This is a genomic window from Lipingzhangella rawalii (assembly GCF_031628175.1).
GTDB lineage: Bacteria > Actinomycetota > Actinomycetes > Streptosporangiales > Streptosporangiaceae > Lipingzhangella_A > Lipingzhangella_A rawalii.
Genome location: NZ_JAVLVT010000005.1, coordinates 147,450 through 166,057, shown reverse-complemented (window position 1 = coordinate 166,057; position 18,608 = coordinate 147,450). Strand labels below are relative to the sequence as shown.

The window sequence follows — 18,608 nt, the reverse complement described above, 5'->3', positions numbered from 1 at the left end:
CGTGACGTATAAGCTCCTGACCATTGCCGGCAGCGACCCCAGTGGCGGGGCCGGTATCCAGGCAGACCTCAAGACCTTCTCCGCGCTCGGGTGCTACGGCATGGCGGTACCGACCGCACTGACCGCGCAGTCCACCACGGGGGTTACCGGGGTGCACGCCGTCCCGGCGGAGTTCGTCACCGAACAGCTCGAGACCCTGCTGGCCGACGTTCGGGTGGACGCGGTCAAGATCGGCATGCTGGCCAACGCCGACATCGTGGCCGCGGTCGCCGATGCGGTCGAGGAGTACGAACTGCCCAACGTGGTCGTGGATCCGGTCATGGTGGCGCAGAGCGGAGACCGGCTCCTCGCCGCCGAGGCCGTGCAGGCCCTGCGCAGCCGCCTCCTGCCGCTGGCCCACATCGTCACCCCCAACCTCCCGGAGACCGCTGATCTGCTGGACGAGCCCGAGGTCCACGACCTCGCCGCCATGGCGGACCAGGCGACCCGGCTGCTGGAACTGGGACCACAGCGAGCACTGGTCAAGGGCGGACATCTGAGTGGACAGTCCAGTACCGACCTGCTCGCCGTGCCCGGGGCAGCCCCCGACTCGCTGTCCGCGGAACGGGTCGCCACCCGCAACACGCATGGCACCGGATGCACACTGTCCTCGGCGATCGCCTCCCTGCTGCCGCAGCGTCCGACCGTGCACGAGGCGGTCCGAGATGCCAAGGACTATCTCACTCAGGCCCTGCGTCGCGCCGACGAATTGAACGTTGGACGCGGCCGCGGCCCGGTACAGCACTTCCACGCGTGGTGGCCCGAGCCGGAGGACTCGCGGTAGTAGGCCCCGCAGCCGGCCCCTCCCGTATCCACCAGACCTGGGGCGCGGCGCCACCGGTGGGCCCGGGCACCGGTGCGGGTGGGCTCAGGGCGGCTATGACGTCTGGAGTGAACCCCACACGAGAGGAACAGGGACGCCGATGGGGGGCCGGTAAGGCCGGTGGGGGCGGAATCGTGATCCCGCCCCCACCGTGTGCCGTATCCGTGCCGGTGCGGTTCCTACTCCCGCACGTCCGGAATCTTCAGATCGGGATTCTTCCACTGCGGGTTGTTGAAGTAGCGGCGTGTCTCCGCCACGATCACCGGCGACAGCAGGAGCAGCCCGAGCAGGTTGGGCAGTGCCATCAGGCCGTTGAAGATGTCGGAGAAGGTCCACAGCAGGTCCAGCGGCACGGTCGCACCGACGAAGATCAGCCCGACGAACACCACCCGGTAGGGCACAACCGCACCCCGGCCGAACAGGAAGTCCATGCACCGCTCACCGTAGTAGGACCAGCCCAGCATGGTGGTGAACGCGAAGATCAGCACGCTGAAGGTGATCACGTGCGTGCCCAGACCGATCCCCATGATTTCCAGGGGCAGTCCCTGGTCGAAGGCGGCCGAGGTCATCAGCACGTCGGCCTCGTAACCGTCTTCGCCGGCCTCCCACACGCCGGTGACGATCAGGGTGAGTCCGGTCAGGGTGACCACGATGAGGGTGTCGATGAAGGTCTGGGTCATGGAGACCATGGCCTGACGCACCGGCTGGGTGGTCTTGGCGGCCGCCGCCGCGATGGCGCCGGTGCCCAGACCGGACTCGTTGGAGAAGATGCCACGCGCCAGGCCCATCTGGAGAGCGATCATGATGGCGGCGCCCGTGGTCCCACCGACGAGAGCGTTGCCGGTGAAGGCGTCGCTGAACACCTGCGCGAGCGCCGCGGGAAGGTCACCGACGAACACGATCAGCACGAAGATGGCGCTGAAGATGTAGACGAGCGCCATGAACGGGACAATCGCTGCCGCGGCACGACCGATGCTCTTGATTCCGCCGAGGATCACGGCACCGGCGGCGACGACGAGCAGCACACCGGTCAGCCACTGCGGAACACCCCAGGTGTCCTCCAGCTGTCCGGAGGCCTGACCGGCCTGGAGACCATTGCCGATCCCGAAGGCGGCGATGGCGCCGAAGACGGCGAAGGCGCCACCCAGGATCAGGCCCAGGTTCCCCTCGATCCCGTTCTTCAGGTAGAACATGGGGCCACCGCTCTGTTGGCCCTTGGCGTCACGTTCGCGGTACTTAACCCCCAGCAGCGCCTCGCTGTACTTGGTGGCCATGCCCAGCAGCCCGGTGACCCACATCCAGAAGAGGGCGCCCGGCCCGCCGATCGCGATCGCCGAGGCGACACCACCGATGTTGCCGATTCCGATCGTCGCGGCCAGGGCGGTGCTCAGCGCCTGGTAATGGGAGATGTCGCCCTCGGTCTCGTCGTGCTCCTTACGACGGATCAGGGCCAGCCACAACGCGTGCGGCAACGTCCAGAGCTGTAGCGCCTTGAGGCGGGCGGTCAGGAAGACTCCGGTGGCCAACAGCAGTGGGATCAGCACCCACGGGCCCCAGATGATGCCGCTTAACAGATCGAGGATGTCCCCGAGTTGCTCCATGCCTGTGCTCCCTATTCATCAGTGGGGGTGCCACCATCGGCGTCGCTCACTTGTGGTGTCGACAGTGACCGGAGAGTCAGCTGTGGCGGCAACGACGCCGTGCCAGATTTACACCGATTCGTCACTACGGTGTCACGGTTGCCCGACATCCCGCTCTCAACTACCCAGCCGGGGAACTGTCCTCGTCCGGCTCGCTGGCCTGCGCCAACGCAAGCTCTCGCAAGGTGGCCGCCACGGCCTCCGGATCGGCGCCGCGCCCCACCGCGATCCCCATCAGATAGGTGGTAACCGGCGCCGCGGGGCGCGTGACGCTGTGGGCAGCGTCCCTGGCAACATCGAGCACTCGGGTGATGTCCGCCTGGGTGAGCCTGTCGGGTCGCGGACCGGAGCCGCTGTCCTCGGCTTCCATAGCCAGCTCCGCGCGTACCAGCCGCGCCCACTCGGTCAGCTGCACGCGGGACTCCTCTCAGCTGCGGCCATCACTGTTGTCGACACAGCGTATCGACGGCATAACCTTAGGACATCCCGCGCGGGAACGCGACACGCCAGGGGATCCCGCCGGTCGGCCGCTGGTGGGGGCCGTGGCGGGCTGGCGTCGCGCTCATGAACGCTCCGGCCCACCCTGGGTGGCCCGTTGCGCGCAGAGCGCTGCCACATGGTCGCGGAGAACCAGGGCGTGGTTGTGCTCGGTGTCCCTGGCCGCGTAGAGCAGGACCACCGGACCGTTCCCCAGGGCGCTCAGGATCGGTTCCACGGCTTCCGGCCGCTCGGCCAGCTCGTCCAGGTAGGCAGTGCGGAACTGCTCCCAGCGTCCGGGATCGTGCCCGAACCAGTTTCGGAGTGCGGAGCTGGGGGCGACCTCACGAAGCCAGCCTTCCAGCAGCAGTCGGGACGCGGCGACGCCGCGGGGCCACAGCCGGTCAACGAGGAAGCGCGCCCCAGGCGGCACTTCCCCACGGAGTGCGGTATAGACCCGGCAGATCTGGGGAGTGCAGCATGTCGGTTTCACGCCGGCTGCATTCCCCCGGTGGTGTCTCCGTAACCGGGGGTCGCCCAGGCGGGCCGGACCCGCCCGGCGCCCCCGTACTGGCCAGCCCGGCCCGTGTGCACAGTGCGGCTCAGCAGGTCACCGCACATCCCCGGCCGGCCATGGCGAGCACCTCGGTGAGCCGGTCAAGGTGCTGGCGCACCCACGGCAGGGCCAGCGGGTCCTCCGCAGCGAGCGCGGCGTAGCGCTGGGCTTCGGTGTCGCCGTACAGGAGGCTGACCGAGGCCCGAACCCGGAGTGCCTCCGTTCCCTCACCGAACTCGGATGCCGGCAACACCCCGAGGCCGAAATTCTCCAGCAGGAAGGCCGCGAGGTCGGCCCCCGTAGCCACCCCGTGGTTCCCTGCCAGCTGGTCCCGCCAGCCGGCGAAATCCGGATAGAGGTAGAACGCGCCCTGCGGCGGCACCGCGAGCACCCCCGCCGCGGCGAACCGGTCGGCCACGGCGTGGGCGACGATTCCGTGTAGTCGCCGGCTGCGGTGGATGTGGTCCACCAGCTCCCGCGGCTCGTCGAGGGCGTAGGCGGCCGCGTGCTGGATGGGTCCGGCGGGGCTGGACCAGATCTCGCTGGCCACTCCCACCAGTTCGGCGTGCAGCCGCTGCCCCAGCGGGCTGTCCGGCAGCCGAACGATCCCCAGGCGCCATCCGCCCAGTGCGAGATTCTTGCTCAGGCCGGTACTGATCACCGTGCGTTCGGGGGCGAACTCCGCGGGACTGGTGACGGACACGGTGGGATCGTGCACCAGATCCCGGTAGATCTCGTCCGAGATGACCACCAGGTCCAGTTCCCGGGCCACCTCGGCCAAACGCTGGATCGTGTCCCGCGTCGCGAGGGTGCCGGTGGGGTTGTCGGGCTGGGTGACGATGACCGCGCGCACACTGCGGCCCCGGCCCCGTGCCTCCCGAACGGCCTGGGCCAGCAGATCGGGCTCGGGAACCCCGCCCTGGGTCGGGGGGGTGGGCACGAAGACGGGTTCGCGTCCCGCGAGCTGGGTCTGTGCCGCATAGCTCACCCAGCTCGGGCTGGCCATGGCGACATCGCCGCCAATGCCGAGCAACAGGCTGTACAGCAGTGGCTTGCTCCCGGGGCCAGCAACCACGAGCTCCAGATCGGTGGGCAGTCCCCGGCGTTCCCAGTAGCCGGCTGCGGCGTCGCGCAGACGGCTACTGCCGGCGACCGGCCCGTATCCGCCGTACTCAGAACCGTCGGTGAGGGCTGCCCGCAGCTCCGGGTGGACGGGCAGTCCTGCCTCTCCGAACGCCATCGGTAGTACGGGCTCCCCCGCACCGCGCTTGCGCGCGAGGGCCTCATTAGCGGCAAGTGTCGCGGACACGGCGACAGGCATGAAGAGATCAACTCCGCATACTCGGGGATTATCGCGTGGACAACCATTGCGTTTGTCCCGGTCACTCCCTATCCTGCCCCGCTCAATCCATTAGCACAAGCAACGAATTTCGATGCATAGCATAAGCTGACCTTATGCTCGATCTTCGACGTCTCCGTATCCTGCATGAGTTCTCCCGACAGGGCAGCATCGCCGGAGCTGCCGCGGCCCTCGGCTACACCCCCGCGGCGGTCTCCCAGCAGATCGGACGGCTGGAGCGCGAAGCGGGCACCCCGTTGTTGGATCGGACGGCCCGCAGTGCGGAACTCACGGACTCGGGCCGACTCCTCGTGCAACACGCCGAACAGATCCTGGCCATGGTCGAGGCCGCGGAGTCCGTGCTGGCCGAGCAGACCGACGCCGCGGTCGGCGAGGTGTCGGTAACCGCCTTTCCCACCGCCGCCGTCGCATTCGCCCCCGCCCTGGCCCACAGCCTGCGCGAACATACCGCCATGCGCCTGATCCTCCGTCAGGCACTGAAAGGCACCGGAGTCCAGAAGGTCAGTGAGGGAAGCTCAGAGATCGCGCTGATCGACGACTGGTCCGGACGAACGCCCGACACCGCCGCGGGAAAACTGCGCTACTATCACCTGCTGCGCGACCCCATGGTGCTGGTTGTGCCGGAGACACACCCCATGGCCGACCAGGAGCGTCCCGTCGATCTGCGGGAGCTGGCCGAGGAGTCCTGGTTGGCCACTCCGAGTGGGGAGCCCTCCCGCAGAGCCACCGACACTCTCCTGGCCAACGTCGTCGGAGCCCCCACCACAGCCTGGGAGTTCGAGGGTCTGGGCACGATCCTGAGCCTGGTCGCCCGGGGAATCGGGATCGCTACCGTGCCTTCGCTGGCACTCACCGCGGGAACGGCCGGCCTCGGATTCCGACGCCTTCCCGGGGACGCCCCGGTACGCGACGTCTACGCGGTGGTACGCGCGGCCAGGGTCCGTCGCCCCGCCGTGAACGTCACGCTCCAGGCCATCCACTCAGCGGCCCACGACATCAACCGCACCCTGAGCGCCGAACTGCCCGTAGAGCCCGACCCGAGCTAGATGTGCCGACCACTGGGATATCCGCGGGGGCACGATGTGACGTGACGGCCCGCAGCTCTGGGGCGCGGGTGCCGGGGACGGCGGCCTGCCCGGTGGCCCGTGGTGCGTGGGAGACCACGGCGTCCCCGCCGTGGGGATGCACCCGGGCGGCACGAGGAAGCCGCAGGCCTCACCGTCCCCGAGGGGATCGTGGTGGCGGTGATTGGTTGACCTTGCGCGCCGTGTTGGCCGCCGGCGGCGTCGCGCCGTGGTGGTCACCAGTGGTGTCCTGTTTCCGGGGCGCTCCCCCGCACGACGGCCAGCGGGGTGTGGGGGCACGGTGGCTGTGGGGGTGCCCCTGTGATGGGAGCGCCGTGGTCCGCCGCACGACGGCCAGCGGGATGTGGGGCGGCTGGTGGGCGCATCCCCCGGGTAGCGGGATGCGTTCCACGGCCACCGCATCCACACTCGTTGGCCGTCGTGCGGGGGAACGCCCCCAGGGCGCGACGCCGCCGGCGGCCAACACGGCGCGCGCGATGCCAACCACCCCCACCCCAACACCCCACCGGCCACCCTGCGGAAAAGCACCCCAGGCGCGGCACCACCGACGACCACCACGACCCGCACGGCCACCACGCTGAGAAACACCCCCACCACAAGGGCTACGCCCCCACAGCCACCACGCCCCCACCCCGCTGGCCGTCGTGCGGGGGAGCGCCCCCAGGGCGCGACGCCGCCGGCGGCCAACACGGCGCGCGCGGATCGGTCAGTGCCCGGACCAGGATCTGGGACGCCCGTGGGAGCCCTATGTCCGTATTCCAGACCAACATGGGAACGGGCAGGGCTCACCGCCAAGGCGCCCCCACAACCACCGCCCCCACCCCGCTGGCCGTCGTGCGGGGGAGCGCCCCCAGGGCGCGACGCCGCCGGCGGCCAACACGGCGCGCGCGGATCGGTCAGTGCCCGGACCAGGATCTGGGACGCCCGTGGGAGCCCTATGTCCGTATTCCAGACCAACATGGGAACGGGCAGGGCTCACCGCCAAGGCGCCCCCACCAGGCGAGCACTTCAGCCCCGCAGTATCCGGCCTAACCGTGTCGGCGACTGGACCCGTCAACCTGCGATCTGGGCTCGCTGTTGCCCTGTCCATCCGAGACGCGCATGTCCCCGTGACCCTGCGCGCGCCCGTTGTCAGAGTACTGGTCGGACCGGTTTCCGGGGTCGAGACTGTTCGCGTTCTCGGAACCATCGCTGCCGCTGGGATGGACAGCCCCGTCGGCCCGGTCCGCGGCACGCCGTAGCCGGCCCAGGCGCCGACGCAGCCGTCGGATCAGGTGCCGGGAGCGGTTGTGCCGCTCCCGCTCCCGCCACCACCGGGTGTAGGTATCCAGACGCTCCCGGCGGACCTGCGCAAGCTCCTCCTCGAGCTTGTCCACCCTGCGGTCCAGTTGGGCGTGTTCCTCCTCCAAGGTGGCCATATTGTCCGCGGCACACACCACCTCGGTCTCCAGTTGTTCGACCCGGGCACGCAGGTGCAGGGCCCGTGCGCGCTGGCCGGTGCGCCGGGGCATCCTCGTCCGCGTCCAAAACCACACACCTACGGTGTTTCCCGTGTTCGAGCAACAACGTTCTGTCACCCCGTAAAAACTGCGCAATCCCGACAACGAATTGGTGACACACCTATACATCGGATCGTCCTACCCCATGCGCCGATACACATCCACATGCGACGATGGACCTGGTCTAGACCGGATCAGGAGGATCACTCGTGACCACCACCGCCCCCGTACCCCATCCCCGTGAACTCACCCCGGGCCAGGGCACGCTCCAGCTGGACATCACCAGCACCCTCGACGCCAACTCGGAGGCCGTCGCCACGGCGAACTGGCTGCGACGCGAGCTGGGCGCGGCCACCGGACTCCCCCTGACGGCACCCCAGAGCGGAGATGCCCCGACGATCGAACTCACGGTGGATGCCTCCCTGGGCGAGCCCTCGGAGGGGTATCGCCTCACCGTGACCCCGGATGGCGTGCGCATCCTCGGGACGGATCCGGCGGGCGTGTTCTACGGCGCGCAGACCCTGCGCCAGCTCCTGCCTGCCAGCAGTTTCCGTCAGGCCCCCGTGCACGGAACCGAGAAGTTGGAACTCGCCGCGGTGGATATCGCGGACAGTCCCCGCTTTCGCTGGCGAGGCGTGATGCTGGATGTCGCCCGGCACTTCCTGCCCAAACGCGAGATTCTGCGTTACATCGATCTGCTCGCGATGCACAAGCTCAATGTGCTGCATCTGCACCTGACCGACGACCAGGGCTGGCGGGTCGAGATCCAGCGTTACCCCAAACTCACGGAGGTCTCCTCCTGGCGGCGGGAAAGTCAGGTGGGTGCGAGCCAGCCACCGACCTTCGATGACCGCCCCCACGGCGGGTACTACACCCAGGACGATATTCGTGAGATCGTCGCCTACGCCGCACAGCGGCACATCACGGTGGTTCCCGAAGTGGATGTGCCGGGGCATTCCCAGGCCGCGATCGCCGCCTACCCCGAACTCGGCTCCGGCGCCACCCTGGAGGTGGCGACGCAGTGGGGCATCATTCCGGAGGTTCTCAACGTCTCCGATGCGACGCTGGACTTCTACCGGGGGGTCTTCACCGAACTGATGGACCTGTTTCCCAGCCCCTATATCTGTGTGGGGGGAGACGAGTGCCCCAAGGACCAGTGGCGAGCCAGCCCCGAAGCCCAGGAACGGATCCGCGCCGAGGGTTTGGCGGACGAGGAGGAGCTACAGAGCTGGTTCATCCGCCAGCTTGACGACTTCCTCACCGCGCATGGGCGCCGGCTGTTGGGCTGGGACGAGATTCTCCAGGGCGGTCTCGCACCGGGGGCGACCGTGTTGTCCTGGCGGGGCACCAGCGGCGGGATCGATGCGGCCCGGGCGGGCCATGACGTGATCATGTGCCCCGTCGAGACCTCCTACCTCGATTACCGGCAGTCCGACGACCCGCAGGAACCGATTCCCGTGGGGCCGCGGTTGAGTCTGGAAGACGTGTACACGGCCGAGACCGTTCCCGGTGAACTGAGTGCCCGGGAAGCCGAGCACGTCCTGGGGGGACAGGTCAACATCTGGAGTGAACACCTGGACTCGGCACGCCGTGTCGACTACATGGCTTTCCCGCGGGTTTCGGCCTTCGCCGAATCGGTGTGGATGCGGGGGCAGCGTTCTTACCAGGAGTTTCTCCCGCGCCTGACCGAACACCTCCGGCGTCTGGACGCGCTCGGAGTCGAATACCGTCCCCGGTCCGGTCCCCACCCCTGGCAGCAACGCCCGGGGGTTGCGGGCCGGTCCTGAGGCCGAGGTGGGGATCGTGCCCCACCCCGGCACCGCCGGCCACCACCGCGGCTGCTGGGGCCACGGACCGGGCCACTGGGGGCGCTACGTCTGGTTCTCGGCGATGACCCCGTGGAGAACGTCGACGTAGTCGGTGATGACGCCGTCCACGCCGCGATCGATGGCCCGGCGCATGTCGGTTGGGTCATTGACGGTGTAGACGTGCACCTCCATGCCCGCGTCCTGGACCGCGGCGACATAGTCGGCATCGATCAGGCTGTGATTCGGGTTCACCTGATCGGCCCACGCGCCGTACGCCTGGAGCTCGTCCTCGGGAACCACCCCGAGCAGCCCGTGCGGGACGTGGTCGGGGTAGAGCTCGCGGGAGCTTTGCACGGTGTCCCAGTTGAAGTCCTGGATCGCCAACCGGTCGTAGCCGGGACGTCCGGGAAGCGCCCCCGGGGAGAGGAACCAGGGATTGTCGTACAGGACCTCGGCGATATCCTCGTCGATTCCCGGATAGCGATGCGAGAGTTTGATCTCCAGCAGGAACCCCAGCTTCAGCTCACGCATCAGGTCCAGGCCCTCCTGAAGGGTGGGAACCGGCTCGCCCGCGAACTCCTCGCTGAACCAGGAGCCGGCGTCAAGTTCCCGAATCTCGTCCAGGGTGAAGTCGGCGACGTCGTAGGAGTCGCGGTCCGGATACACATCCGCTGCGTCGGTGGTCCGGGTCAGGTCGGCGTCGTGCATGAAGATCAACTCACCGTCCGCGGTGCGCTGCACATCGGTCTCGACAGTGCTCGCGCCACGCTGGGCGGCTTCCTCGATGGCCGCGAGGGTGTTCTCCGGGGCGTAACCGGAGGCTCCACGATGCGCGATGTCGAGGACCTCGGAACTGTGTGGTGGCCCGGGGACACCGACGTCGTCGGTATTCGGGGCGGCTGGCGCGCCGCGCTCGGCGTTGGCCACGCCTGTGCTGGACAGGGCGACCATCGTCAATCCGGCCGTGACAGCCGTGATGCGGAGGGAAGCGCGGCGCAGGTTCAGCGCGGGGCGAGCTTGGGGATCGTCGAATACGAACTGGGCAGAGTTCACCACAGCACTCCTGTCGTGCAACCAGGATCGGATGTCCTGTCGTTGGTGGATGGGGCGGTTCTGCTGGCAGTGCCGTTCGGCCGCCGCCCGAATCCCGGTGGGTCCGGTTCCCCGATCCGCTGGATCCGGGCTCCAGCGGCACCGGGGTAGTGCCGATGGGGCCGCCAGGAACTCTCACAGCGCTGATTGACTCCGGCCTGTCCGGAACATGAACTCTGGGGCCTACGGAAAACAAGACCTGTTGTCCCCGACTGTCCCGATCCCGTCCGGTCCGCGACACGAGCGACTATATGTGCGATCTCAGTTACTTGGTGTGAGATTTTTGGAGCGATGGCAGGGGAGCGAAATCCCCACCATGGCCACACGCGACCGCGGAACCGCTGCGGGTCCACCGCAGTCCGGCTCCAAGCGCCGCAGCGGTCGTCGGTCCTACATCACGGGGGAAGATCGGACATGCGAAACTTTCATCACCGCTGGATGTCGCTGGCTGGGTTAGCGGGAATCGCAGGCGTGTCGATCGCTGGTTTCGGGCCACTGGCGACCGCCGCAGCAGACGACCATGAGGAGTCCGTGGTCCGGGCACAGTCCTCGTCCTACCTGCTGGACGGCTTCGAGCTGCGTTACCTTCCCGCCGGGCTCGGCGGGTACGGGGTGCAGGCGTCGTCGTCGGCAGATCAGCGCGGTAATCGTACGTCGGAGATCGCCTGGGTCCAGGGGCCCGGCATCGTCTACGGCAAGGTCACCGTGATCCGCACGGACGGGGAACAGACTCTGGAGGACGTGCGGGACACCCACTACGCACACCTCAATCCCGGAACTCTGGAACCGGTCACAGTCGGGGACTATGACGGCTATCTCTCCGAGAAGACCGGGGACCTGTTCTGGCGGGCCGACTCGGAAACCATCGTCAAGGCCTATCTCCAACCCGAGACCTGGGACTCCGCGGAGCTGTCGGAGCTCAGTGAGGGTGTCGTCTCCCTCGACGCCACGGACGAGGACGACGAGGACGACACAGACGACGAGGAAGAGCAGGACGAGGACGACGACGAAGACGACGAAGACGACGAAGACGACGACGAAGAGGACGAGGAGGAGGACGAGGAGGAGGACGAAGACGAGGCCCCCGAGGAGGGGACCGACGGCGAGGACGCGGACAGCCACGACGAGGATGATCCTGCCGGCAGCGACGACGCTGCGGAGCAGGACGAAACCGACACGGAGGAGCCGGAAGACACCACCGATGCCGGTACGGATGGTGACACGGACGGCGGAGCGTCGGAGCCGGCGCTTCCCAATGAGCCGGCTCCGGTGCCGGACGAGGGAACCGACGGCGCCTCGGACGAGGACGTCCAGGACGACGGGATGACCGGTGGGGCTGATCCCGGCGACGAGGACACCGACTCCACCGACACCGAGCCCCCGGACGGCGCGTCCGAGGACGGTGACGAGCCCGCCGACGCAGCGGAGAACGCCGAAGAACCGGCGGACTCCGACGCCGATGTCACACCGGTGACCGACGGGACTGGGGAGGCGGACGAGGACTCCGAAGCGGGCACCGAATCCGCGGAGCAGGAGGACACCGGGACCGTCCCGGAGGATCCGGACGCGGAAGCGCCGTCATCGGATGCGGAGAATGTCGAGGAGGAGTTCGCCGCATGCATCGATGGCGCGTCCACCACAGCCGCCGACACCACACCCTTGCTCGAACCACTGGTGGTCACGGACGACACACCCGAGGCCACGGAGCTGGCGGCCGCCGTCGAGGAATGCGTCACGGAGCTGGACCTGGACGAGGTTCCATCCCCGTTCGCGCATGTGGTCGAGGCGGACACGGACGAGCAGCCGGACACCGCAGACCGCATCTGGCATCAACTGCCCGGCCTGTGAGTCCGGGCCGCTACCCGGCCGCGGGCGGTGAGCCCTCATCGGCTATCGACCCGCGGCCGGATTCGGGCTACCGCGGCCCCACCCGGGGGTACCCGGTCCGGGCTACGCCACGGGCCGCACCGTCCCGGTAACGGCCCCCAGGCTGACCTGGGAACCACCGGCTCCGGGGGCACTCGCACCGATCGTCACCGTGTCGCCGTCGGCGAGGAAGGTGCGCTCGCTGCCGTCAGCCAGGGTCACGGGATCGGTCCCGGCCCAGCTGAGCTCCAGGAGGGAGCCGCGTTCTGCCCGATCCATCCCGGACACGGTTCCCGAGGCGAACAGGTCGCCGGTGCGTAGGGGGGACCCGTTGCTGGTGAGGTGGGCGAGCATCTGGTCTCCCGTCCAGTACATCCGGGAGTAGGGCGGCCGGGAGAGCACGGTGTCGTTGACCCGAACCTCCATTCGTAGATCCAGGCCCCAGTCGGCAACCCGCTGAAGATACGGCAACGGCTCAGGCTCCTGTACCGGCCCCGGGACACGGGCCGCCGCCAGGGCGTCCAGCGGAACCACCCACGGGGAGATCGAGGTTGCGAACGACTTGCCGAGAAACGGCCCCAGGGGCACGTACTCCCAAGCCTGAATGTCACGGGCGCTCCAGTCGTTGACCAACACCACCCCGAACACGTGTTCGGCGAAGTCAGCGGTGGTCACCGAGCTTCCGAACCGCGAGGGGGTTCCCACCACGAAGCCCAGTTCGGCCTCGAAGTCCAGACGTTCGGACGGCCCGAAGCTCGGCAGCTCCGCATCGGGGGCCTTGCGTTGGCCGTGGGGGCGTACGATGTCACCCCCAGACAGGACAACCGTTCCGGAGCGACCGTGGTACCCGACGGGCAGGTGCCGCCAGTTGGGTTTCAGCGGTTCCTGGTCCGGCCGGAACATCCGTCCCACGTTGCTGGCGTGGTCCTCCGAACAGTAGAAGTCCACGAAGTCGGCAACCTCGAACGGCAGATGGAGTCGCGCTTCGGTCAGGGGCACGAGATACTCCTCGGCGTGCCGCCGCCCCGCCTCGGAGCCGAGCATGCCCCCCACCTTGGCGCGGGTACTACGCCAGGCGGTGGAGCCCGCGGCAAGAAAAGCGTTCAGGGAGGACTGGGCGAACTCGGGTTCACGCAGTGCCGCGGCCAGATCCAGAACGTATTCGCCGATCCGAACCCCGACCCGCGGTTCCGTGGTCGCCCGTGAGAACACCCCATAGGGCAGATTGTCCAACCCGAAGCCGGACCCCTCGGCACCCGGTACCCAGCATGTCGCCACGTTCTCCTCGCTTCCCTTGTCTCTCCCGGACCGCGTGCCCGGCCGGGTGTTGCTGCGGATGTCGCCGCACCACAGGCCGCTCGGTTCCCCCGCCACGGTTCCGTGCCTTCCCGCGGCGCCACCGGGCTCGATGGTGGCGAGCCCCCACGGCGGGGACACCGACGCCGCGCTTACCGGGCGGGACCCAAGGCCAGTTCTGCTGCTTCGTGGATCGGCTGGGCCGTGTCGCAGGAGCCGTACGACCGCAGGATCGCACGGCTGCGCCGTGCGGTGTGCGGGTCGGTGCTGTGGAGCCGCGCCACGAGGGACGGGGGATCCGTCTCGGTCAGGATGGCCAGTACCGTGTCTCGTTCGGCGCCCGCCACAGCGGCGGCACATGCCCCCACCAGGTTCAGATACCCGTAGTGGGTGAAGCCGGTTGTCGGGTCGGTGTGGCGCACCGCGTGGTGCAGTCCCGCGGTGGCCTTCATGGGAACCTGGTTGGCCACCGCGAGCTCGATGAACTCCGTGAGCTCCTCGGGGGTGGGGAACAGTTCGGCCCGCGGCCCCCCACACCGGATCTTGAGCCCCAGGGGGTGTGCGCCATGCAGCTGGGCCACACTGCGTTGCCACCCTCGGGTGCGGTGAAGTTCGAGAAAGACGGGGTGCCGGTGGCCACTGCCCGTTCCCCGCAGGTAGCGGGCTGCCCGGCCCACGTCGGCGGGTTCGACCCGCATCTCCAGGTGGGCAACCCGCAGGGGGTCACCCGCCGCCGGTTCGGGAACCGCGGCGAGCGACCCCGCCTGGTCGTCGTCGAGAATCACCCCGACGTCGAAGCGGTCCCGCTCGGTGAGCAGGCCCCGGAGGTCGTCCCACCGGCTGGAGGGGCACAGAAACCGGTGCGTGTGCATGGGGTGGTTGCGCTGCTGGTCTCGGCGATGCCGCTCGACGGCCTGGGCCAGCGGCAGCTGCGTCGGTGGAAACAGGCCCGCATCGTCGACCAGCCCGGCCAGGAGTACCGAGGCGGGGTCCTGGTTCGTCGCGGTCACCGGGCCCACGTCCAGGCGTACTCGGGGTCCTCGGACTGCCGGGCTCCGGCCCCCAGGTCCAGGGGGTTGAAGGTATCGATCATGACCGCGGTCTCGCTGGTGTACCCGGCACCGAGCGAGGCCTCGACCGCCCCCGGCTGGGGCCCGTGGGTGAAGCCGGCCGGATGCAGCGAGATCGACCCGATGTCGATACCCGATCCCCTGCGGGCCGCGTAATCCCCGGCTACGTAGTACATGAACTCGTCGGAGTCCACATTGTGGTGGTTGTAGGGGATGGGGACAGCGGAGTCGTGGAAGTCCAGGGGCCGCGGGCAGAACGAGCACACCACGAAGTTGGGGCCTTCGAAGGTCTGGTGCACCGGGGGCGGTGCGTGGGTCCGTTTCACGATCGGTTCGAAGTCGTTGATGTTGAACACGTACGGGTACAGGTGTCCATCCCAGCCCACCACGTCGAAGGGGTGGTGCGCGAAGGTGAGCTGGGTCAGCCCGCGACGGGTCCGGACCAGCACCGGGGTGGGCTGCTCCGCTTCCGGGCCGGTCACCAGGTGTGGCTCGGTTGGCCCGCGAAGGTCCCGTTCGCTGTAGGGCGCGTGTTCCAGGAACTGGCCGCGTGCCGACAGGTACCGCTTGGGCGGGCGGATATGGCCACTGGCCTCGATCGTCAGCGCCCGTACCGGCTCGTGCGGCACCCAACGGTGGATGGTCCCGGTCGGGATCACCACATAGTCGCCGGCGCCGACCTCCAAGACACCGTAGGTGGACTCGAATCGCGCCGTCCCGGACTGGATGTAGACGGTTTCATCCCCGACGGAGTCGCGATAGAGGCCACTGGCCTCGGTCACCGCGGCGAAACTCAGCCGCACGTCCGCGTTGGCGCACAGCAGCTGGCGCCCGCGCACCAGGTCGCCACCCTCCGGAAGGTCCTGGGTACGGAAGTGTCGCGGAGCCAGGGGGAGGTTGGGCTCCACCGCGGTGGCCTGCGCGGTATCGCTGACGGTCTCACTCTTGACGATCGCGGTGGGGGCGTTGCGGTGGTAGAGCAACGCGGATTCGGAGGAGAATCCCTCCTCCCCCATGAGTTCCTCGGCATAGACGCCACCGTCGGGGCGGCGGAACACGATGTGACGTTTGCGGGGGATCTCCCCAACGGCGCGGTAGTACGGCATCCCGGGTCCTTTCCGCGGTAGGGCCTGCCCCGCGGTTCGGGCGACCCCACCGCTGCGGCGACGGTGGTGTCTATCCTCGCTATGGTTGGCTGTCGCGCACCAGTTCCTCGTGGACACGGCCGCAGGCCCGTGCCAGGGCGGCACGGACCGCCGCGGTGTCGTCCTCGGCCACCACGGCGCACACGTGTGCGTCGGGACGCACGACGTAGGCGCAGCCGGGGCCCAGGTGCAACCGCTGGGCGAGCAGACCGTCCGGGTCCAGTTCCGACACGCAGCGCACGGCCACGGGCGGCGTGTATGGTCCGGCCGCGGACAGCGCGTCGGTGTGTCTGTCGGCGTGGCGCCGGTCCGGCAACAGCAGGGTGAAGGTGCCTCGCAGCAGGTAGCGCAGCCGGTGTGACTCCCGGTGTAGCTGGCAGGGGGCGTCGGGCAGGATTGCCCCGGGAGCTACCGGTTCGGGTTCCGCGGCGATGTCGGCGGGTCGGGTCAGCGGAGAATCGGTGTAGGGGTGAGGCTCGGCGAGGGTGCCGGAATCGATGCGGGCCCGCGCCTGCGGGTCGGTGACGGACCGGTGCAGGGTCTCCTGGCGATAGCGCCGCTGCTCGGCGTTCTGGGGGACGAGGAACCGCATCGTGGCACTCGTGACGCGCAGGTTCTCCTGCGCGGCGGAGCGGCGCTCGGTCTCGTAACTCGCCAGTACGGCCTCGGCAGCTTCGGATTGGGAAACGGTGTCCAGGCGCCAGCCGGTGTGCACCGCGGCCAGCTTCCATGCCAGATTGTCGGCATCCTGGAAGCCGGAGTTCAGGCCACGCGCACCAAAGGGCGCGAACAGGTGGGCGGCGTCTCCGGCGAGGAAGACGCGTCCCTGGCGGAAGCGTTCGGCGCAGCGCTGGTGGAAACGATAGACGGAGGTCCACACCACCTCGTAGGGCCGGTCACCGACGATCTTGCGGATGCGCTGGTCCAGTCCTCCGCTGTCGCGTTCGGCTTCGAGATCGTAGTCGGCGGGAACCTGCCAGTCGATCCGCCACGTCCGTTCCGGGCACTGGTGCACCAGGACCTGCCGCCCGGGGTTCCACTCGGGGTCGAAGTAGAAGCGTCGTTCCTGGGGAAACGGCAGGTCGGCGCGGATGTCACAGATCAGGAAGCGGTCGTCGAAGGAATCACCGGGGAAGTCGATGCCGAGGCTGCGGCGCACCGCACTGCGGGCCCCGTCCGCACCCACGAGGTATTCCGCGGCGAGGCTGATCTGGTGACCGTCGGGGTCGATCACCTGCGCCGTGACGCCGGTGTCGTCCTGAACCAGCTCGGTGAAGCGGTGTCGGTCCCACACCTCGACCAGGGGGGAGCGTTCGGCCGCGTGCAGTAGCTCCTCGTGCACCCGAGCTTGGGAAATGTTGATCCAGGGGGGAAGCATGCGGGTGCTTGGCTGTGCGCCTGTGGCTGCCGCGGGGTCGGGGTCGAAGCTGACGGTGCGGACCTCGTGCTCCCGGTAGTAGGTGCGGGCCGTGGTCCAGGTGACGCCTTCCGCGAGCAGGCGATTCGCGACCCCGAGTCGGGCGAGGATGTCCAGGACGTCCCGTTGGAAGCAGATGGCTCGCGACCCCACCCGCAACGCCGGGTCGTCGCGGCCGTGTGTCTCCACGACCCGGCTGGGCACCTGGTGTGCGGCCAGGCCCAGGGCGAGGGAGAGGCCCACGGGGCCGGCCCCCACGATCAGCACCGGAACCCGGGAGGCCGAATTTCGACTCGCGCTGGCGGAAGCGGGGGGTGGAACGATGTCGGAACTGCGGGGCATGGTCTCTCCCGGGTCGGTGCGGCGAACGTCCGGTGGCGAGGGGCTCAGCCCTGCAACTGCGCCCAGACCTCGCGGTCCCGGTGGGCGGTCCAGATGGTGGGATGTTCCACCCCGTCGAGTTCTTCCCACAGCCGGGCGACGTCGAACGGGAGGCAGTGCTCGAAGATGGGCCAGTCCCCGTAGGTGGGGGCGAGGGCGGCGTGGGCGGCCTCGAACGCCTCGGTGAGGCTGCCGCCACGACGGTGGACGGCGCCGACCTGCTCGATCATGACCTCCAGGAAGCCACGGGTCTGGGCGATGGCCGCCGTGACCGACGCGCGTCCGTGGACGACATCTCCACGCCCCCCGACCAGGGCAACGGCGTCCAGCTCGGCGATTCGGTCCAGGGTGCCCCGGGCCCACTCGTGGTGGTAGGCGTCCCCGGTGTACAGGGCCGCTTCGGCCTCCACGAGGTCACCGGCGAACAGGACTCGCTGTTGGGGAAGCCAGGCGACGATGTCGCCGGCGGTGTGTCCCCGTCCCAGATGCTGAAGCTGGAGCTCGCCACGGTCGCCGCCGAGGTCGATGGTCATCCGGTCGGCGAAGGTGACCGTCGGCCAGGTCAGGCCGGGGATGGTCTCGGGTTCCCGGAACAGGCGGGGCATCCGACCGTACTCCGAGTCCCAGTCCTGTTGGCCTCGTTCGGCGATCAGCGCACGCGTGTGTTCGTGGGCGACGGTGACCTCAGCGTCGAACGCGGCCGCGCCCAGGACCCGGACCGCGTGGTAGTGCGACAGCACCAGGTAGCGGATGGGTTTGTCGGTGTGTTCGCGCAGCTGGGCAAGCCATTCCCGGGCCGCTGCGGGGGTGGCCAGTGCTTCGAAGCAGACGAGGAAGTCCTCCCCCTCGACTGCTCCGATGTTGGGGTCCCCCTCAGCGGTGCGGGCGTACACACCGTCCGCGATCACCTCGAGGGTCTGGCGTTTCTCGGTCACATCCGCCGAGCTGGCGAAGGGGCGCCCCATGCCGTCCGCCTTTCGCATATAGAACAGTAAGTGCGTATTTAGAACTCAGCATAGGTGTGACCCAGCACACGATCAATAGGTGACGGCGG

15 protein-coding genes are annotated in these 18,608 nt (G+C 68.8%); 4 read left to right on the top strand and 11 right to left on the bottom strand.

The features are described from left to right. The first annotated feature begins 1 nt into the window (after nt 1). Entirely contained in the window at nt 2–823 is an 822-nt protein-coding gene (thiD, locus tag RIF23_RS11780) for a bifunctional hydroxymethylpyrimidine kinase/phosphomethylpyrimidine kinase (RefSeq protein WP_310912537.1), read from the top strand. Between the two features lie 218 nt (nt 824–1,041). Here the strand turns inward: thiD and RIF23_RS11775 are convergent, their stop codons facing one another. The 4 genes from RIF23_RS11775 to RIF23_RS11760 form a co-directional block, all read right to left on the bottom strand. Then, the gene (locus RIF23_RS11775) at nt 1,042–2,463 is read right to left on the bottom strand and encodes an alanine/glycine:cation symporter family protein (RefSeq protein ID WP_310912536.1); all 1,422 of its coding nucleotides are present in this window, start codon (nt 2,461–2,463) and stop codon (nt 1,042–1,044) included. A 160-nt stretch (nt 2,464–2,623) separates the two neighbouring features. After that, the gene (locus tag RIF23_RS11770) at nt 2,624–2,917 is read right to left on the bottom strand and encodes a DUF6457 domain-containing protein (RefSeq protein ID WP_310912535.1); all 294 of its coding nucleotides are present in this window, start codon (nt 2,915–2,917) and stop codon (nt 2,624–2,626) included. A 147-nt stretch (nt 2,918–3,064) separates the two neighbouring features. Continuing rightward, complete coding sequence (locus RIF23_RS11765) at nt 3,065–3,472, bottom strand: DUF488 domain-containing protein (RefSeq protein ID WP_310912534.1); 408 nt, start codon at nt 3,470–3,472, stop codon at nt 3,065–3,067. A gap of 109 nt (nt 3,473–3,581) precedes the next feature. Beyond that, nucleotides 3,582–4,856: a pyridoxal phosphate-dependent aminotransferase gene (locus RIF23_RS11760; RefSeq protein WP_310912533.1), complete on the bottom strand. Its 1,275-nt coding sequence runs from the start codon at nt 4,854–4,856 to the stop codon at nt 3,582–3,584. 134 nt (nt 4,857–4,990) lie between these two features. Between RIF23_RS11760 and RIF23_RS11755 the strand changes: the two genes are divergently transcribed. Then, complete coding sequence (locus tag RIF23_RS11755) at nt 4,991–5,941, top strand: LysR family transcriptional regulator (RefSeq protein WP_310912532.1); 951 nt, start codon at nt 4,991–4,993, stop codon at nt 5,939–5,941. Between the two features lie 1,067 nt (nt 5,942–7,008). On the opposite strand, the gene RIF23_RS11750 is transcribed toward RIF23_RS11755, so the two are convergent. Next, nucleotides 7,009–7,491, bottom strand: coding sequence for a hypothetical protein (locus RIF23_RS11750; protein WP_310912531.1), 483 nt, complete (start codon nt 7,489–7,491; stop codon nt 7,009–7,011). 197 nt (nt 7,492–7,688) lie between these two features. On the opposite strand from RIF23_RS11750, the gene RIF23_RS11745 reads away from it, so the two are divergent. Then, on the top strand, nt 7,689–9,266 hold the full coding sequence (locus RIF23_RS11745; RefSeq protein ID WP_310912530.1) for a beta-N-acetylhexosaminidase: 1,578 nt from the start codon (nt 7,689–7,691) through the stop codon (nt 9,264–9,266). A gap of 84 nt (nt 9,267–9,350) precedes the next feature. On the opposite strand, the gene RIF23_RS11740 is transcribed toward RIF23_RS11745, so the two are convergent. Continuing rightward, nucleotides 9,351–10,340 (bottom strand): glycerophosphodiester phosphodiesterase, encoded by a 990-nt coding sequence (locus RIF23_RS11740; protein WP_310912529.1) that lies wholly within the window; start codon nt 10,338–10,340, stop codon nt 9,351–9,353. Between the two features lie 453 nt (nt 10,341–10,793). On the opposite strand from RIF23_RS11740, the gene RIF23_RS11735 reads away from it, so the two are divergent. After that, nucleotides 10,794–12,227: a prolipoprotein diacylglyceryl transferase gene (locus tag RIF23_RS11735; protein ID WP_310912528.1), complete on the top strand. Its 1,434-nt coding sequence runs from the start codon at nt 10,794–10,796 to the stop codon at nt 12,225–12,227. Between the two features lie 102 nt (nt 12,228–12,329). Here RIF23_RS11735 and fahA read toward each other — a convergent pair whose 3' ends face one another. The 5 genes from fahA to RIF23_RS11710 all read right to left on the bottom strand — a co-directional run bounded on the left by fahA (nt 12,330) and on the right by RIF23_RS11710 (nt 18,519). After that, nucleotides 12,330–13,523 carry a fumarylacetoacetase gene (gene fahA / locus RIF23_RS11730; protein ID WP_310912527.1) on the bottom strand — a complete coding sequence of 398 codons (1,194 nt, stop codon included), beginning with the start codon at nt 13,521–13,523 and terminating at the stop codon, nt 12,330–12,332. A gap of 170 nt (nt 13,524–13,693) precedes the next feature. Next, nucleotides 13,694–14,551 (bottom strand): hypothetical protein, encoded by an 858-nt coding sequence (locus RIF23_RS11725; protein ID WP_310912526.1) that lies wholly within the window; start codon nt 14,549–14,551, stop codon nt 13,694–13,696. Continuing rightward, entirely contained in the window at nt 14,548–15,717 is a 1,170-nt protein-coding gene (locus RIF23_RS11720) for a homogentisate 1,2-dioxygenase (RefSeq protein ID WP_310912525.1), read from the bottom strand. The genes RIF23_RS11725 and RIF23_RS11720 overlap by 4 nt, the downstream gene beginning before the upstream one ends. A gap of 79 nt (nt 15,718–15,796) precedes the next feature. Beyond that, nucleotides 15,797–17,515: an FAD-dependent monooxygenase gene (locus RIF23_RS11715; protein ID WP_310912524.1), complete on the bottom strand. Its 1,719-nt coding sequence runs from the start codon at nt 17,513–17,515 to the stop codon at nt 15,797–15,799. 44 nt (nt 17,516–17,559) lie between these two features. Next, entirely contained in the window at nt 17,560–18,519 is a 960-nt protein-coding gene (locus RIF23_RS11710; protein WP_310912523.1) for an MBL fold metallo-hydrolase, read from the bottom strand. Nucleotides 18,520–18,608 lie beyond the last annotated feature (89 nt).

What these genes read in the sequence shown, in the direction of transcription:
- RIF23_RS11775 (WP_310912536.1), bottom strand. Translation starts at nt 2,463, where the DNA reads ATGGAGCAACTCGGGGACATCCTCGATCTGTTAAGCGGCATCATCTGG.
- RIF23_RS11760 (WP_310912533.1), bottom strand. Translation starts at nt 4,856, where the DNA reads ATGCCTGTCGCCGTGTCCGCGACACTTGCCGCTAATGAGGCCCTCGCG.
- RIF23_RS11755 (WP_310912532.1), top strand. Translation starts at nt 4,991, where the DNA reads ATGCTCGATCTTCGACGTCTCCGTATCCTGCATGAGTTCTCCCGACAG.
- RIF23_RS11750 (WP_310912531.1), bottom strand. Translation starts at nt 7,491, where the DNA reads ATGCCCCGGCGCACCGGCCAGCGCGCACGGGCCCTGCACCTGCGTGCC.
- RIF23_RS11735 (WP_310912528.1), top strand. Translation starts at nt 10,794, where the DNA reads ATGCGAAACTTTCATCACCGCTGGATGTCGCTGGCTGGGTTAGCGGGA.
- RIF23_RS11720 (WP_310912525.1), bottom strand. Translation starts at nt 15,717, where the DNA reads ATGCCGTACTACCGCGCCGTTGGGGAGATCCCCCGCAAACGTCACATC.
- RIF23_RS11715 (WP_310912524.1), bottom strand. Translation starts at nt 17,515, where the DNA reads ATGCCCCGCAGTTCCGACATCGTTCCACCCCCCGCTTCCGCCAGCGCG.
- RIF23_RS11710 (WP_310912523.1), bottom strand. Translation starts at nt 18,519, where the DNA reads ATGGGGCGCCCCTTCGCCAGCTCGGCGGATGTGACCGAGAAACGCCAG.